At 45.5% G+C, this 17,251-nt stretch carries 13 protein-coding genes; 7 read left to right on the top strand and 6 right to left on the bottom strand.

The genetic code is table 11. From position 1 onward, the window contains the following. Window positions 1–18 precede the first annotated feature (18 nt). The 4 genes from ACYX4M_RS05115 to yghU all read left to right on the top strand — a co-directional run bounded on the left by ACYX4M_RS05115 (window position 19) and on the right by yghU (window position 6,161). Window positions 19–2,685 (top strand): penicillin-binding protein 1A, encoded by a 2,667-nt coding sequence (locus tag ACYX4M_RS05115; protein ID WP_476082150.1) that lies wholly within the window; start codon window positions 19–21, stop codon window positions 2,683–2,685. A 78-nt stretch (window positions 2,686–2,763) separates the two neighbouring features. Then, window positions 2,764–4,455: an NAD-dependent malic enzyme gene (locus ACYX4M_RS05110; protein ID WP_476082149.1), complete on the top strand. Its 1,692-nt coding sequence runs from the start codon at window positions 2,764–2,766 to the stop codon at window positions 4,453–4,455. A gap of 310 nt (window positions 4,456–4,765) precedes the next feature. Continuing rightward, window positions 4,766–5,023 carry a hypothetical protein gene (locus ACYX4M_RS05105; protein WP_476082148.1) on the top strand — a complete coding sequence of 86 codons (258 nt, stop codon included), beginning with the start codon at window positions 4,766–4,768 and terminating at the stop codon, window positions 5,021–5,023. 280 nt (window positions 5,024–5,303) lie between these two features. Next, the gene (gene yghU / locus ACYX4M_RS05100) at window positions 5,304–6,161 is read left to right on the top strand and encodes a glutathione-dependent disulfide-bond oxidoreductase (protein WP_476082147.1); all 858 of its coding nucleotides are present in this window, start codon (window positions 5,304–5,306) and stop codon (window positions 6,159–6,161) included. Window positions 6,162–6,296: 135 nt separating this feature from the next. On the opposite strand, the gene ACYX4M_RS05095 is transcribed toward yghU, so the two are convergent. Beyond that, window positions 6,297–6,824: a hypothetical protein gene (locus ACYX4M_RS05095; RefSeq protein WP_476082146.1), complete on the bottom strand. Its 528-nt coding sequence runs from the start codon at window positions 6,822–6,824 to the stop codon at window positions 6,297–6,299. A gap of 510 nt (window positions 6,825–7,334) precedes the next feature. Between ACYX4M_RS05095 and ACYX4M_RS05090 the strand changes: the two genes are divergently transcribed. Beyond that, a complete protein-coding gene (locus tag ACYX4M_RS05090; protein WP_476082145.1) occupies window positions 7,335–8,810 on the top strand; it encodes a catalase in 1,476 nt (491 codons plus the stop codon). Between the two features lie 51 nt (window positions 8,811–8,861). On the opposite strand, the gene ACYX4M_RS05085 is transcribed toward ACYX4M_RS05090, so the two are convergent. After that, window positions 8,862–9,440 (bottom strand): TetR/AcrR family transcriptional regulator, encoded by a 579-nt coding sequence (locus tag ACYX4M_RS05085; protein WP_476055142.1) that lies wholly within the window; start codon window positions 9,438–9,440, stop codon window positions 8,862–8,864. 124 nt (window positions 9,441–9,564) lie between these two features. Between ACYX4M_RS05085 and ACYX4M_RS05080 the strand changes: the two genes are divergently transcribed. Then, on the top strand, window positions 9,565–10,980 hold the full coding sequence (locus tag ACYX4M_RS05080; protein ID WP_476082144.1) for an NAD(P)-binding protein: 1,416 nt from the start codon (window positions 9,565–9,567) through the stop codon (window positions 10,978–10,980). Window positions 10,981–10,996: 16 nt separating this feature from the next. Next, complete coding sequence (locus ACYX4M_RS05075; RefSeq protein WP_476082143.1) at window positions 10,997–12,109, top strand: DUF2855 family protein; 1,113 nt, start codon at window positions 10,997–10,999, stop codon at window positions 12,107–12,109. A gap of 65 nt (window positions 12,110–12,174) precedes the next feature. On the opposite strand, the gene ACYX4M_RS05070 is transcribed toward ACYX4M_RS05075, so the two are convergent. The 4 genes from ACYX4M_RS05070 to ACYX4M_RS05055 form a co-directional block, all read right to left on the bottom strand. Then, entirely contained in the window at window positions 12,175–13,071 is an 897-nt protein-coding gene (locus ACYX4M_RS05070) for an alpha/beta hydrolase family protein (protein WP_476055138.1), read from the bottom strand. A gap of 173 nt (window positions 13,072–13,244) precedes the next feature. Further along, window positions 13,245–14,555, bottom strand: coding sequence for an amino-acid N-acetyltransferase (argA, locus tag ACYX4M_RS05065; RefSeq protein ID WP_476055137.1), 1,311 nt, complete (start codon window positions 14,553–14,555; stop codon window positions 13,245–13,247). 18 nt (window positions 14,556–14,573) lie between these two features. Further along, window positions 14,574–15,956, bottom strand: coding sequence for an argininosuccinate lyase (argH, locus tag ACYX4M_RS05060; RefSeq protein WP_476055136.1), 1,383 nt, complete (start codon window positions 15,954–15,956; stop codon window positions 14,574–14,576). 74 nt (window positions 15,957–16,030) lie between these two features. Beyond that, the gene (locus ACYX4M_RS05055; RefSeq protein ID WP_334050339.1) at window positions 16,031–17,236 is read right to left on the bottom strand and encodes an argininosuccinate synthase; all 1,206 of its coding nucleotides are present in this window, start codon (window positions 17,234–17,236) and stop codon (window positions 16,031–16,033) included. Window positions 17,237–17,251 lie beyond the last annotated feature (15 nt).

Genomic DNA, 17,251 nt, shown 5'->3' with positions numbered 1-17,251 from the left:
GTCTTGGTATCCGTTACAGTGAAGTACATTAAACCACTTATTTTATTTAGCTTTCTATCAGGCCTTCTTGGTTTTGCAGCGCTGGTAGGTATTTACTTTTATATCAAACCTGACCTACCAAGTGTTACTGTACTTAAGGATGTACGACTGCAAACTCCTATGCAGATTTACACCAAAGACGGAAAACTTATTTCACAATATGGAGTTAAACGGCGGATCCCGGTAAAACTTGAGGAAGTTCCACAAGAATTAATTGACGCCATACTTGCTACTGAAGATAGTCGTTTCTATGAACATCGCGGCATTGATCCTATTGGTATTGCACGTGCTGCTGTAAGTTTAGTGCTTACTGGTGAAAAGCGTCAGGGAGCGAGTACCTTAACCATGCAGCTAGCTAGAGGGTTCTTCCTTACTCGTGAAAAGACTTACATTCGAAAGATAAAAGAAATCTTTATTGCACTTCATATGGAGCAGGAGCTTTCTAAACAAGAAATATTGGAGTTGTACCTCAACAAAATTGAGCTGGGGCACAGGGCGTTTGGTTTTGGTGCTGCTGCTCAAGTGTATTACGGCAAACCGCTGGGCGAGCTTTCTTTGGCGCAAATTGCGACCATCGCGGGCCTGCCTAAAGCGCCCTCACTACTCAATCCTATTAGCGGGCCACAACGCTCAGTCGAACGCAGACGGGTTGTACTTCTTCGAATGTTAGATGAGCAATACATTACAAAAGCGCAGTTCGATGAAGCAGCAAATGCGCCAGTTACGGCTAGAAAACACGGCGCTGAGATTGAGGTCGATGCACCATACTTGGCGGATACCATTTACAATGAAATGGTAGAAATTTATGGAAAAGAAGAAGCGGAAACGGGCGGTTATCAGGTTTACGCTACAGCAACTTCGGACCTTCAACTCGCCGCACAGCGAGCGGTAGTGAGAAATCTTCACGATTACGATGAACGTCATGGATATAAAGGTGCACTCGGGTACTTATGGAATATTCCTAAGCAAGAAGGTAAAGATGACGTAATTCCCCAGCTCTCGTTAAGTTTTGATGTAAGCAACAGAACATCTCGTGACGAATGGGATGATGAATCACTTATACGAGTGCTTGAAGAAATCCCTCATATCAAGCCTTTGTTACCTTCTGTGGTAACAAAAGTAAATGAACAGTCAATCGATGTGCTTGCCGTTGATGGAAGAACCATTACGGTAGAGTGGGACGGTCTTGATTGGGCTCGTCGCTACATTACAGACTTTAGACAGGGCAGTGACCCAAAAACCGCGTCAGACGTTACTCAAGAAGGTGCGGTAATTTATATCAGACAACAAGAAGGGCAGTGGCGTATTTCGCAAATCCCCGAGGTAAGCGGAGCCTTCATTGCACTTAACCCGAAAAACGGCGCGGTTGAAGCCGTGGTTGGCGGTTATAGCTTCTACCAAAGCCAATTTAATAGGGCTACCCAGGCTAAGCGCCAAGTGGGTTCAAACATTAAACCTTTCGTTTATTCAGCGGCGATAGACAATGGTTACACCCTTGCGTCTATTATCAATGATGCACCTATTAACCAATGGAACGCCGCTACAGGTGTCGCCTGGCGCCCGCAAAATTCGCCGGCTGAATACGACGGTCCAATCAGAATGCGTAAAGCCCTTGGTAAATCGAAAAACGTGGTATCGGTTCGTTTACTTCGCGGTGTTGGTCTAAGAGAAACGGCAGACTATTTAACCCGGTTTGGTTTTAATAAAGACGACATTCCATTAGACGAAACTGTCTCTCTTGGTTCGAGTTCACATACGCCACTTGAAGTAGTAAGAGGTATGTCGGTCATTGCGAATGGCGGCTACTTAGTGAACCCTCATTTTATTAGCAAAGTGCTTGATGAAAACGGTGATGAACTTTGGAAAGCAAACCCTGTTTGGGCATGTAATCGTTGTGAAAGCCAAAGCGAGCAAGAAATGCTACCTGAAGATGAAGAAGCGGATATTGAAGCCTTACTCGCCGCTGAATTGAATCAAGATATTTTGCTTGGCGACAGTGACGGTGATAATGAAGCCACAGAAAAGGTAATCGCGCCGCAGGTCATTACTGCACAAAATGCCTTTTTAGTTTCAGAGATGATGCGTACAGCGGTTAGAGCAAATGGAAATTGGAGCAAAAAGACCTATTGGCTAGGCACAGGCTGGCGTGCTCGCAATATTCTTCAGCGTACTGATATTGCAGGTAAAACAGGTACTACTAATGACTCTCGCGATACTTGGTTTAGTGGCTTTCATAAAGATTTAGTGGCAACGACCTGGGTTGGGTTCGACAACATGGGTCGTCAGCTAGGCCGCGCAACGCGCAACCAAAACCTTATTAATAAGGATCCTGAAAAGTTTAACTGGATTGGCAACGCTTTGATTGGTATTGAGGACGGGGCTAAAGCGGCACAGCCGGCGTGGATCCGATTTATGCAGCACGCCCTTGAAAGTAAACCGCATACGCCTATGCCCGTACCAGAAAATATAGTGCGTGTTCGCATTGATCGTACCAGTGGAAAGTTGACCAGACGAACAGACCATACGACACTATTCGAATATTTCCTGCAAGGTACTGAGCCAACTACTTACGTTCGCGATGACGAAGTGTTAGATCCAGCCACGCAGGACAAGACAACTGCGCCAGAGCCAGAAGAAATATTCTAATTATAAAAAAGCACGCTGTGTGCGTGCTGCTTTAGGCGAAGGCGATGTATTTGCCCTGAACTCATTATCGGAAAACCAATGTCAGAAGATTCACAGCGATATCTTTATATTCCTCATGCCGGCCCTTCATTGCTGGAAACACCCCTACTGAATAAAGGCAGTGCCTTCACTGCACGCGAAAGAGCTGCGTTCAACCTAACCGGTCTTGTGCCTCCACGGTACGAAACTATTGAAGAGCAAGTTGAACGTGCTTACATGCAGTACAGCAGCTTTGATGAAGCGCTAAATAAGCATATCTACCTGCGCGCTATACAAGACAACAATGAAACCTTGTTTTACCGCCTTATTCAAAAGCACATAGATGAGATGATGCCAATTATCTACACGCCAACAGTGGGTGATGCGTGTGAACAGTTCTCTGATATCTATCGCAGTTCTCGCGGCTTGTTTGTGTCTTATGAAGAGCGCCATCAACTAGATGATATCGTTCGCAATGCGACTAAACGAAAAGTGAAAGTTATTGTTGTGACCGACGGAGAGCGCATTCTAGGCTTGGGTGACCAAGGTATAGGTGGTATGGGCATTCCTATCGGTAAACTATCGCTTTACACAGCGTGTGGTGGAATTAGCCCAGCATACACATTGCCCGTAATGTTAGATGTAGGTACTAACAACGAAAAGCTGCTAAACGACCCAATGTATATGGGGGCGCGCCATCCGCGTATTGGACAGGAAGAATACGACGAATTTGTTGATATGTTCATTAACGCTGTGAAGCGACGCTGGCCTGATGTAATGATTCAGTTTGAAGATTTTGCGCAGCCAAACGCTATGCCGTTATTAAACCGCTATCGCAACGACGTGTGTTGTTTTAACGACGATATACAAGGCACTGCTGCCGTTACCCTTGGTACTATTTTGGCGGCATGTAAAACCAAGCAGCAAAAGCTACGCGACATGAAGGTGGTGTTCGTGGGCGCGGGTTCAGCAGGCTGTGGTATTGCTGAAATGCTCATTCAACAAATGGTATTTGAAGGCCTGACTGACGAACAAGCACGCAAGCAAGTGTTCATGATTGACCGTTTTGGTTTGGTAACCGAAGGCATGGAAGGTCTACGCGACTTCCAACAAAAACTACAGCAGAAGAATGCTGACTTGGCAGATTGGACATTCAGCGGTGACTACGCTTCTTTGCTAGATGTGATGCACTGCGCGAAGCCAGACGTACTTATTGGTGTTTCAGGTCAGCCAGGCTTATTCACTGAACAAGTTATTCGTGCCATGAAACAAGGCTGTGAGCTGCCAATCATCTTCCCGTTGAGTAACCCTTCTCGTCAGGTTGAGGCGCGTCCGGAGCAAGTGATTGAATGGACCGAAGGTGAGGTAATTATTGCAACAGGTAGTCCGTTCAAGCCTGTTGAGTACAATGGCAATGTCATCCCTATTGCTCAGTGTAATAACTCGTATATTTTCCCTGGTATCGGACTTGGTGTTGTCGCCTCAAAAGCGAAGCTCATTAGTGATGAGATGCTAATGGCAGCAAGTAACGCTCTTGCGGCAGCGTCGCCATTAGTCAACACAGGTCAAGGTTCGTTGTTGCCACCACTTGCAGCAATTGCAGAAATTAGCCGTGAAATTGCTTTTGAAGTGGGCAGAGTAGCGATGGAGCAGGGACTAGCCTTGGAAATGTCTGACGACGCACTGCGCGCCAGCATTGAGCGAAACTTCTGGAAAGCAGAGTATCGTCCTTATAAGCGCGTTAGCATTTAGTAAAATGTAATGGCAACAAAAAAAGCAGGCTAAGCCTGCTTTTTTTGTGCCTGTAGATTAGGTTTTCTTCATTACTTCTCTAGCATTAACAGAAATAAATAAACGTAATTTGTTCGCTTTTTATGCATCTCGCGAGTAATCGTTAACAAATGTAAAATAGTGTTGCCTATGCGCAACATTTCCTTCATTCATTATACTGCCTTTACCGTTTCGCGTCTCTTAAGTTTCTGATAAATAAAGATTAATTTTAGTTGGCACAATGATTGATACTCTTCCTACTAGTTACAACAAGGATCAAGAGGTGTTATTGATGACAAAGTTAAAGAGCAAGACTAATCCCTTCTGTGCGCAAGTTATGAAGCGCTCATTCTCTACGTCGTTAGTTATGGCAGCGCTTGCAACACTTTCTGCTTGTGATGCAACTAACGTTGATGCTGTATCACATGATGTAAAGGCTACGGAAAAAGCTATCGAACCTGCTTCGAAAAGCCCTGTTGATGAACAAAGTGAAATGTTTGTTTACTTGGATGAATCCGACCTAATTGACGCCTACTACAAGGTTAAGTAACTCGAAATTATACGTTTACATGCTATCGATATAGCCACCGTTTCTGCTGTTAAATCTTATCGGTGGGTATCGATTAGTACCAGTTTGCGGGCAATGGACTGCTCGCCTTTTATTATTAAAGCCGTGCTTTGTATCTCTGCAAAGTGCGGCTTTTTTTATGTCAGTAACCGTATATCCCCGTTTATTAGTCGACAGTGTTGAGCTATAAGTCTTTAAATGCTGTTCTTAATAGCTATGTATTGCAGTAACTTAATAAATAAAGAAACTATAAGGGTTTGCTATGTCGACAGAAGATAACTACACACCGCCAGAAGTTTGGACCCAAGCTGAAGATGATGGTAACAAGTGGGCAAGTATTAATCGTCCTGTGTCTGGCGCTACCCACGAAAAGGATCGTCCGAGTGGCGAACATGGTTTGCAGCTTTACTCGTTAGCCACGCCTAACGGTCAGAAAGTGACTATCATGCTAGAAGAGCTGTTGGCAGCAGGTGTAAGTGAAGCAGAGTACGACGCTTGGCTTATAAATATTGGTGAGGGCGAGCAGTTTTCTTCAGGGTTTGTTGACGTAAACCCCAACAGTAAAATTCCGGCAATGGTCGATACTACAACGTCACCAGAAACCAAGCTTTTTGAATCCGGTTCAATTTTGGTTTACCTGGCAGAAAAGTTCGGTAAGTTCATACCGCAAGACGCCCATGCTAAAGCAGAGTGTTTCAACTGGCTATTTTGGCAGGTAGGTTCGGCGCCTTACTTAGGTGGCGGTTTCGGACACTTCTATAGCTATGCACCTTACCCAATGGAATATCCTATCAATCGCTTTACTATGGAAACTAAGCGTCAACTAGACGTGCTAGACAAGCACCTAGCAAACAACGAGTACATGGCAGGTAGCGAATACAGTATCGCTGATATGGCTATATGGCCGTGGTACGGCAATTTAGTGCTCGGAAATCTGTATGATGCAGCAACGTTCCTTCAAGTGCACGAGTACACCAACTTAATCCGCTGGGCTAAACAACTAGAGCAGCGAGAAGGGGTTAAACGAGGTCGTATCGTCAACAAAACCTGGGGCGACGATGGCCAATTAGAAAATCGCCACAGTGCCAAAGATATCGACGACGCACTCGCCAACACCTAAATAATGGGGTCAGTGTACATTACTTTGGTTAATCGCCTTTTTAGCATCAGAATGGCTAACGAAGGGCATCAACATAAAACGGGGTCAGAACTTACTCTGGCCCGAAAGCTTAAAAAAGTACTCTGACCCCAACTTTCAGATGAGTTCGGCAACACTCTTTAAATAGGCTTGTTGAAGTGGAGTGAAATCCCATTCGTTTAGGGCTTCATCAAATTCAAAGTCGCCCACACGACCACGCCACCTTTCTGTAGGTGCTGTTGTCCAGTTTTTCATATATACCAGCTTTCCATGCAGGCAATGTAACACTTCAAGTTTTGGTGCTTCTGCCGCACTGTAAGTTACATGCTCAGAGACAATAGCGCCTTCTTCACAATCTTGGTCAAAAAATACAAAACCCCGGTACCCTCCCTTTTCGGTAATGGTAATGAGTGATGCATATTCTTTACTCTCAGACACTTTTCTCAGCGCCGGCAAATAGCCATCAACTCGCTTAATTTGAAGCCCTTTTGATTTGTTATGCCATTGCCAACCTGAACTGCCCATAAAAGTTAACTCGTTGTTTTTATTGTTAATACGCCAAAGCGTTTCAAAGGTATTCCAAGACGCAAAGGCAATGATGCACAACATTATAAAACCGGTGATGAATATGAGTGGCTTTGTCATGGTGCAAGCCCTTATTCGTTTGCGAATATTTAAGCTCTTATTTACGAAAAAAGCACACGTCTAGACCTTTATTGCAAAAAAGTAATTCGCTCTGTTCTATCTCTTTATAGCTTCTGTCGAACTTAGATAGTCTACACGTGGGCTGAATAATCCATAGAATCTGTAAACTTCACCAGCTTTTAAGATGCCAAACAATAGCGACAAATAGCTTCAGCTATTCCCAGTCATACAAAGCTCGCCGGTGCTTACCTTCGTCATACGAAGCTCCAATAGCAAAAACGGATGTGTAAAAACTTCTATCTGATAACGAGTGTTTTACCGTGATTAAAAATCACGATTAGCATTATCTATTTTGTTTACTTTAATTGTTTGGGTGAATCGGCGATTATCTTTTTAAACGAAAAAGGTGATTAACAAAAACGTTGTTGGTTACTTATGTTATGCCCAGTTTTGGCGAGACAATTAGTAAAGCTGAAAAGAGGGCGAGAAAAGAACTAGAAGGAATTCGCAATGAGTAAGTGTCCATTTTCAGGTACAGCTATAAACCCTACCACGCTAACGTCTAGCAATGGTGCGCCCGTTGCCAATGACAATCAAAGTCGAACCGCGGGTCCTCGCGGCCCCGTTACTTTCGACAACCACTATTTGTTCGAGAAGCTTGCACACTTTAACCGCGAGCGAATTCCAGAGCGCGTAGTTCACGCCAGAGGTAGCGCAGCGTATGGTACGTTTACGCTAACTAAAAGTCTGTCTGATTATACTATTGCCGACTTCTTGCAAAAAGAAGGGCAAAAAACTGATGTGTTCTTACGCTTTTCTACTGTCGGTGGCGGTCAAGATTCAAGTGATTACGCCCGTGACCCGCGTGGTTTTTCAGTGAAGTTTTACACCGAACAGGGTAATTGGGATATGGTAGGCAATAATACCCCAGTATTCTTTTTGCGAGATGGCATTAAGTTCCCTGACTTTATACACAGCCAGAAAAAGAACCCACGTACTAACTTGCCAGATCCGCAGGCGGTCTATGAGTTTTGGGCGAATAACCCACAGTCATTACACCAATCAACGATTTTGATGTCTGACCGTGGTATTCCGCTTTCCTATCGTCACGTGAATGGCTATAGCTCACATACATTGAGTTTCTGGAATAATGCCGGCGAACGTTTTTGGGTGAAATGGCACTTTAAAACTAACCAAGGTATTAAAACGCTCACTAACGAAGAAGCGGAAAAGATGCCTGCCTATGGCGCTCAGCAAGATCTGGTTGAAAGCATTGATAAAGGCGATTTTCCATCGTGGACCGTGAACGTGCAGGTTATGACTGAAGAGGAAGCACGTAATTATCATATCAATCCGTTTGATCTTACCAAGGTATGGCCACACAGCGACTTCCCATTAATTGAAGTTGGACAGTTGGAGTTAAACCGCAATGTTGATAACTACTTTGCAGAAACTGAGCAAGCAGCGTTCGCGCCGAGCAATTTGGTACCGGGTATTGGTGCGTCGCCAGACAGAATGCTTCAAGCGCGACTAATTGGATATCAAGATGCTCACAGATACCGCATTGGAGCCAACTACAATCAAATACCGGTAAACGCACCACGTTGTCCTGTACACAATTATCAGCGAGATGGCGCTTTTGCAGGGATCAACCCAGCACTAGCGGGAAGTGGAGCCAACTTCTATCCAAACAACCGAGCTCGTATTGGTGAGCCTGCTGAAATGCCAGAGGTGCAAGAACCACCGATGCCACTAGAGCAAGATGCATGGTTAGATATTTACGATAACCGTGATGAAGATAACTACTCTCAGGCAGGTGATCTGTACCGCATTATGAGTGAAGACCAAAAGCAGCAGCTAGTAAACAATATCGCTGATGGTCTAAGCAAAGCAACGCAAGACGTGCAAGAAGCGATGTTCGTGCAATACGACTTGGCAGATAGTGATTATGGCGCCCGTGTAAGACAGGCAGTATCTAACAGATAGAGTAAATGGGGTCAGAGTTAATTTTGGAAAAAGTACTCTGACCCCGCTTCGTTACTGGGTAGCGACTAGGGCGTAAACGTGCAAACGGATGGCTTGAAGCGCACGTTCTTTCCAATTGTTCCAAGTAATCCGGTTGCTAATTTCGTGCTGGTTTAAGGTAATGTACCCGTGATTAAGCGCCCACACCTGCATAGCAACATCTTGCTTTTCTTCAACAGACAGGTCTTTTTTGATTAACGCCGCGGTCAGCTTAGTTAGCGTGATAAAGGCTTTTTCACCTGCCTCTATCGCCTCATCTGATGGCGTATAATCTTTCAAATTAGAAGCGAAAATTAACCGATAATGGGCCGCATGGGTTTCTGAAAACGTTAAAATACGCTCACAGCCATTAATCACTTTTTCTGCCGCTGTATTGCCATCGGCTGCCAACATTTCACGCTCTACTAGTTCAAAGCCTTCTATGTAAAGTGCATCTAAAATACCCTGCTTACCTTTGAAATGGCTATAAATACCAATAGTAGACATACCTGCGCCTTCAGCAATGGCACGCACGCTCAGCGCATTTGTACCGCCCTTCAGAAACAGTGCAGAAGCCGCATCTAAGATCTTTTGTCGCGTATCTTTTTTCATTTACACATCATTTACATGTTGCGCAATATAACACCGTTATGTAGAGTGAATTAATAACGCTGTTATATCTCTTGGTTTAACACTTAACCTGCCTGCCCGCAGGTTATTCATAAGGACACTATATATGAAAACTGAGCAATTAACCTGCGATTATTTAATTGTTGGTGCTGGCGCGGTAGGGATGGCATTCGCTGATGTACTGCTTCAAGAAACAAACGCTAACATTTTGATTGTAGATAAAAATGCGAAGCCCGGCGGGCATTGGAATTATGCCTACCCCTTCGTTACCCTTCACCAGCCTTCAGCGTTCTATGGCGTATGCTCAAAAGAGCTAAATCGGGGCGTAATCGACAAGTGTGGAATGAATGAAGGCCTAATGGGGTTAGCTTCAGGCCAAGAAGTTAGCGCATATTTCGATGCGGTAATGAACGAAACCTTTTTACCTTCAAACCGTGTGCAGTATTACCCGCTTTGCGAATACAAGGGCAATAAACAATTTATTTCTACGTTAAATGGCAAGCACTATAACGTTACGGTTAACAAGAAAATTGTTGATGCCACTTATCTCAACACTAATATTCCGCTTACTCATACACCTAGCTTTACCCGCGACGACGATGTTGCATATACGCCAGTTAATACCGTGGTTCAAAATATTGAAGGCTTTGAAAACTACGTGGTTGTTGGTGGGGGTAAAACGGGTATTGATACCTGCCTATGGCTGCTTGAAAACCATGTGGCACCGCATAATATCCACTGGGTGGTATCGCGAGATGCTTGGTTACTCAACCGTAAAAATACGCAGCCCTTGGATGACTTCTTCTTCGACTCTATTGGGGCACAAGCAAATCAAATGGAAGCCATTGCTGCGTCAACCTCCATTGAAGATATGTTCGACAAATTAGAGGAGCGCGGTGTTCTGTTGCGTTTAGATAAAAACGTAAGACCCAGTATGTTTCACGGTGCAACGGTAAGCGAACTAGAGCTAAAAGCCTTACAAACGCTCCCGTCTATCGTTAGAGAAGGTCGGGTTAAGCATATCAGCCGCGAAGAACTGTGTTTTGAAAGCACAACATGGAAAATGCCAGATAACGCGTTGGTCATTGACTGCTCAGCTTCTGCACTGACTAACCTAGAGATGAAAGCGGTGTTCGATGGCGACACCATCACCCCTCAAACAGTGCGCGCCTATCAACCCGTGTTTAGTGCAGCGCTTATTGCCCACGTAGAGGCGGCCTACAGCGATGAACAACAAAAGCAGATGCTGACACAAGTGGTCCCATTGCCTAATCGTGACGTCGACTGGTTACCCATGACTGCTGCCATGTTGCGAAACATGCAAATTTGGGGTGAAGACACAGCGCTTAAAGATTGGATCTACCATTGTCGGCTGGATGGCTTTTCAAAAGTAATACACGGCGTGGCAAAAGACGATATGCAAAAAATGCAGGTGTTAGGGCGTTTGAAAGAAGCAGCGGGACCGGCAATGCAAAAGCTGATGACCTACATACACGGCTTAAAAGCGAGTGGGCAACTTTAAGAGGTTATAAATAACGATGAAACAGTTTCAAATAGACAAAACGAACCCAAACCGTTATCGAATAATGCAAACAGAAGCTAGTCATGATAACGCGCAGATAGAGGGAACTGGAAAGGCTAAAAGCCTAGTGATCAAAATTGAAAGGTTCGCGTTTACTGCCAATAACCTGACCTATTATATGGTGGGTGACAAGCTAGGTTATTGGCAGTTTTTTCCACCTTTTAATACCAGTAGCAACGAAAACTGGGGCGTTATTCCAGTATGGGGCGTGGGGCAAGTAATTAGCTCTAATAACGATGCGGTAGAAGCAGGAAGTCGTTTTCTGGGGTACTTCCCACCCGCTGAATATTTGGTTATGAGTAACACTACAGTTAATAGCAGTAACCTTATCGACTGTAGCCCACATCGCTTGAAGTTGCCGCAAGGTTATAACGTATATCGCCCACTGCCTGCCCAAAAGAGCGATGCTAACGCTAAAATAAACACTAAGCAGCATGAGCAAGAAAATTTTCAGATGTTGCTGTGGCCGCTATACGCAACGTCTTACTGTTTATCAGAAGTAGTCGATGCTATACCTGGGGCACAAAGAGAGCAGTTATTAGTATTAAGTGCTTCAAGCAAAACCAGTTTAGGGCTTGCCTTTGCGTTAAATGAAGCGGGTATTAGCGCGATAGGCGTCACCTCTGAAAAGCGCATTGCATCACTTGAAGCGTTAAATGTTTACAGCACCGTTATTAGCTATGAACAGCTGGACATGTTGCAACTAAAAAGCACCGTTGTGGTCGACATGTCCGGCAATGCCAAGGTTAAAGACTCAATAAAACAAAGGCTTGGTGTGCTTCTAAGCAGGTACATTAACGTTGGGCTTACTCACTGGCAGGACGTTAAGCCCGCAAGCGATGAGGAGTTCTTCTTTGCGCCTGCTCATATACAGCAGCGTATGTCTGAGATTGGTGCTGGTGAGTACCAGAAGTTAAGTAGCGGGTTTGTCTCAAAAGCCATTGCGTGGAGTGCCGGTTGGTTAAACGTTAAAGAGCGTGAAGGGTTAAGCGCGCTACAAGATGACTTTAGCGAACATCAACAAGGTCATATTCCTTCAAATGAAGGGAGAATATACACACTTGCTTAGCGCGTAACCAGAGCACCCGTATCGAGTTCGAGCGCTTTGATGTAAGCGCTCGTTCGAAGGCGTTTTCACACGTATTGATTAAAGTAATCGGTGACTTTAGGCCATAGATGCTGACATTTCCGTGAGAAAAACTTCATGTGGCCTATTTCTTTTACGTTGTTGGCCTGCGGGTCGAGTTCCTCCACCTCAGCTTCCATATTGGGGAAAACGCTAATCATATCGTGGACGTTGTGAATATTAGCAATGTCATCGTCATTGGCGAGTAACCACTTAGAAGGTATCTGAATGGTGTCGTAGTGGTGCTGGTTTACATCACTGCCGAACCCTGTTTTTACGTATCCTTTACCGTTACACCATTTTTGCCATTGGCGCGCCACTTTTTTAGGCAGTGGCTCTCCCATGCCTACCCACTGAGATTTCGTATGGCCGAACAGTAAATTACTCACGGGGATATAGAAATTCATAAAGAAATGCGCTTTTAGCAGATAGCTTTTACGCATGTTTCGTAAGCTACCTGATGAACTGCCAAAGTTACAAAAAGCAGTGAGGTCGTGTACGTTGTGCATCAAACCCAGTAATTGGCCACCTGCGCTATGGCCAACAAGAAAATAGGGTACGTTAGGGAAATGAACCTTTAGTGTCTCTAGCACCGCCGGCATATCTTGTTCCCCCCAGGTTACTAGTGATGCATCACTTTGTTTAACGCAGCCCTTTACCGACTCGCCAATGCCTCGGTTATCGAACGTGATAACGCCAAACCCTTGCTCACACAAATAAGTAGCAAATGCGCGGTAAAACTGACGTTTGATACCCGTAGCAGGACCAATCATAATGGCTGCTTTAGCAGGCTGCTCGGGGGTGAAAAGAGAGGCAGCAAGTGGCGTGCTATCAACGCAAGTAACAGTGATATCTTTAACACTCGTATTCTTTATTGTGCCGTATTGCTTTATTTTGCTCGACATTGGAGATCTCGAAAACACATCTGGTCTAACCAGTAAACCTTCTGCACCAATAAAATGCAATATCTTGACTATTTATTTTGTTAATAGTTAGTGCTGAGTGATAAGTGACGCGCAAATGCTATTGCTTAGCTGGGATGGTAAGCCATAGCATTCGCGCTAAAACGAGAGATTTCCTACACCGCCAAGGTAAATACTTTAGAATTGCGCTGGAAGTTATATAGCTCTTTCTTTACGGCAGGTAGCGCACTAATGTCTGCAGGTTCAAACCCTTGCTCCAAAAACCAGTGTGCGGTAACTGTGGTCAGTACAAAAATACTGTTAATACCCGCTTCTTTAGCACGGGAGCGCACTTCATCTAAAATCCGTTCGCCACGGTTTTTACCGCGATAATCTTGGTGGGTTGCCACACAAGCTAGCTCGGCACAACCGTCTTCGGGGTATAAATACAAAGCTGCGCAGGCGATGATCATGCCGTCACGCACTATCACGATAAACTGGTTTATTTCGTTTTCTAAACGCTCACGAGAGCGCTTCACTAACACGCCGCTTTCTTCTAACGGTTTTATCAGCTTTAAGATACCGCCTACATCTTCGATGGTGGCTGCACGCAGTTGTTCGTAATGATGTTCCATTACAAGCGAACCCGTACCGTCACGGGTGAACAGCTCTTGAAGCAATGCGCCGTCCTTTTCAAAGCTGATGCAGTGGGCACGGGGAACACCTGCAGCTACGCTGGTGGTAAGAGCGCTTAACACCGTATCTTCGGTGGTAATGTCGCCCGCCATCATCAACTGTTCTAGCTGAGGGCGTTCAATTGTACGAAGTAAACGTCCGTCACGGTTGTATACGCCATCATAGTTTGAAAATACGATAAGTTTGTCAGCTTTAAGGGCTATAGCCGCCTGTGTGGCTACATCTTCGTGAGATAAGTTAAACACTTCTCCTGTTGATGAATAGCCCATAGGAGATAGCAGCACAATTGAGCCGTCGTTTAAATGATCGTTAATGCCGGTCGTATCAATACGACGCACTAATCCCGTGTTTTCGAAATCAACACCGCCTCGTACGCCCATCGGCTTGGCAACGACCAGGTTGCCCGAACACACGCGTATTTGAGAGCCGTGCATAGGTGAGTTGGGAAGCCCCATAGTAAGCAGAGCTTCCACTTGAGAACGCACCGAGCCGGCGGCATCTTTAACGCACTCAAGGGTTTGTTTATCTGTAATGCGTACACCGTTTTCGAAGCGGCCTTCTATACTGCGTAACGCAACTCGCTGGTCTATTTGTGGTCTGGCACCGTGCACCACAACCACACGTACGCCAAGGCTGTTCAATAGAGCGATATCTTGAATAATGTTGGGAAAATTAGGATGTTCGATGGCTTCGCCACCGAACATCAGTACAAAGGTCTTTCCCTGATGAGCATTAATATATGGCAGTGAACTGCGAAACAGTTTTATACCATCTTGCTGCGCTAATACCATCTAAGTAGTTCCTTACCGCTACCCTTGCTTATCCAAATCTTCCAGCTCTTGATACAGTGCTTTAGTGACTGTTTCTTTACTGGTTCCGCCAAGGATATTGCGCTGGTTTACGCCGTATTCCAATTGAAGTACTGGATAAACATCGTCTTCGATTTTATCGCAAATCGCCTGCATGTCGCTTAGCGGTAAATCTTCAATAGCACAGCCTTTGTCGATGGCCTGAAGCACAACGCGCCCTGCAATATCATGGCCTGTTCTAAACGGTACACCTTTACCTACCAAGTAATCGGCAAGCTCGGTTGCGTTAGAAAAGCCTTGAGTTGCCGCAGTACGACAGCGCTCTTCATTAAGCTGCAATGAGTCGAGCACTTCACTAGCAATGCACAAGCAAATGTGCCACTGGTTTACCGTATCGATAGCGCCTTCTTTGTCTTCTTGCATATCTTTGTTGTATGCAAGTGGAAGGCCCTTCATGGTAACTAGCAGGGCCTGCAGTGAGCCAAACACACGGCCGCATTTGCCGCGCATTAACTCTAGTGCATCTGGGTTTTTCTTCTGCGGCATAAGCGATGAACCAGAGGTTACGCTATCGCCTAACTGTAAGAAACCGGCTTCGCCAGAGTTATAGAAAATCATGTCTTCGGCAAGACGAGACAAATGCATCATGCTGGTGCTGGCTACAAATAAAAGCTCTAGCACAAAGTCTCTATCCGACACAGCGTCTAGGCTGTTAAGGCATGGAGAGTCAAAGCCCAGCTCTTCAGCAATGGCATGACGGTCTACAGGGAAAGTAGTGCCTGCTAATGCACCAGAGCCTAACGGGCACTGGTTCATACGGACTTTCAAGTCGTCTAAACGGCTTAAGTCACGCTTTAGCATTTCAACGTAAGCCAAGCACCAGTGTGCAAAGTGAATAGGCTGTGCACGCTGTAAGTGGGTATAACCTGGGATGATCGCTTCTTGATGACGACTTGCGGCATTAAGAAGCGATTTGATCACACCTAAAACATCAGCGCGAAGTGAGGCAATATGTTCACGTACCCACAAGCGAAAGTCGGTGGCTACCTGATCGTTTCGGCTACGCCCGGTATGAAGCTTACGACCAATGTCGCCAAGCTTTTCAATAAGCGCAGCTTCTACAAAGCTGTGAATGTCTTCTTCGCTCGATGCGTTAAAGTCTAATTCTCCAGCATCGGCTTTCGCTTTCAACTCGCTAAGTGCTGCTTCAAGCTGGGCTTGTTCGTCAACGGTCAATACGCCAGCCTTTTGAAGCGCACGAGACCAGCTGATAGAGCCTTGAATATCTTGGCTTGCCATAACTTGGTCAAACGGCAGCGAGTCGTTAACCTGTTTAAACATACTACTTGCACCGGATTCAAACCGGCCACCCCACAACGCCATGCGATGCTCCTTAAATACTGTTTGTTGCCTTTGCTACCTGCGCGTAGCTGCTAAACGCTACGCGCGGTATACCATTAACCTTGATTTTTTAGTGCTTCAATACGACTTGAAAGGCTGAATAGGCGGATAAAGCCCTCAGCGTGTTTCTGGTCGTAAACATCGTCTGCACCAAAGGTAGCAAAGTCTTCAGAGTAAAGGCTGTTGGGCGATTTACGCTGGGTAACAGTAGCTTGCCCTTTATAAAGTTTAACTACTATCTCGCCTGTCACTTTCTTAGCAAAAGACGCTGCGCCAGCAAGCAGTGCATCGTTAAGGGCAGTAAACCAACGGCCATCGTACATAACATGTGAGAACTCAAGGCCAATTTGCTCGCGGTATTTAAGCGCCGCTTTATCTAGCACCATAGTTTCTAGCGCTTTATACGCTTTAAGTAATACAGTGCCTCCTGGCGTTTCATAACAACCACGTGACTTCATGCCTACAAGGCGGTTTTCAACAATGTCGATACGCCCAACACCGTGTGCCGCAGCAACAGTATTAAGTTTAACTAGCGCTTGATAAGGCGATAGTGCTTCACCATCAACATGAGTCAGCTTACCTTCGTCAAAAGACAGGGTAACGCGCTCAGGCGTGTCTGGTGCATCTTCTGGGTCAACCGTCATGGTCCACACTTGCTTGGTAGGCTCTTGCCATGGATCTTCCAGCTCGCCGCCTTCGTGAGAAATGTGCCATGCGTTGGCATCACGGCTGTAAATCTTTGTTGCTGACGCTGTAGTCGCAATATTGCGCTCGGCTAGGTACGCAAGTAAGTCTTCGCGGCTTACCATATCCCACTCACGCCACGGCGCGATAACGGTAAGGTCTGGAGCAAGGGCGGCAAAGGTGCTTTCAAAACGCACCTGGTCGTTACCTTTACCGGTACAGCCGTGACATAGGGCGTCGGCACCTACTTTACGGGCTATCTCAACTTGCGCTTTTGCGATTACCGGGCGCGCCATTGACGTACCAAGTAAATATTCCCCTTCGTAAACCGCACCGGTAGTAATAGTTGGGAAGATATATTCACTTACGAACTCTTCTTTCAAATCAACAATGTGGCATTCGCTTGCGCCAGACGCGATAGCTTTCTCGTGAAGGCCTTCTAGCTCTTCATCACCTTGGCCCACATCTGCTGCAAATGCTACAACTTCACAGCCATAGTTTTCTTTAAGCCATGGAATGATGGCTGATGTATCAAGCCCGCCTGAATAGGCCAGCACGATTTTTTTTACGTTTTGCATCTATTTAATCCTTTT

The organism is Alteromonas sp. ABV4_150 (genome assembly GCF_056311745.1).
The sequence above is the reverse complement of the archived record's forward strand: the minus strand, read 5'-3'. Positions and strand labels throughout refer to the sequence as shown.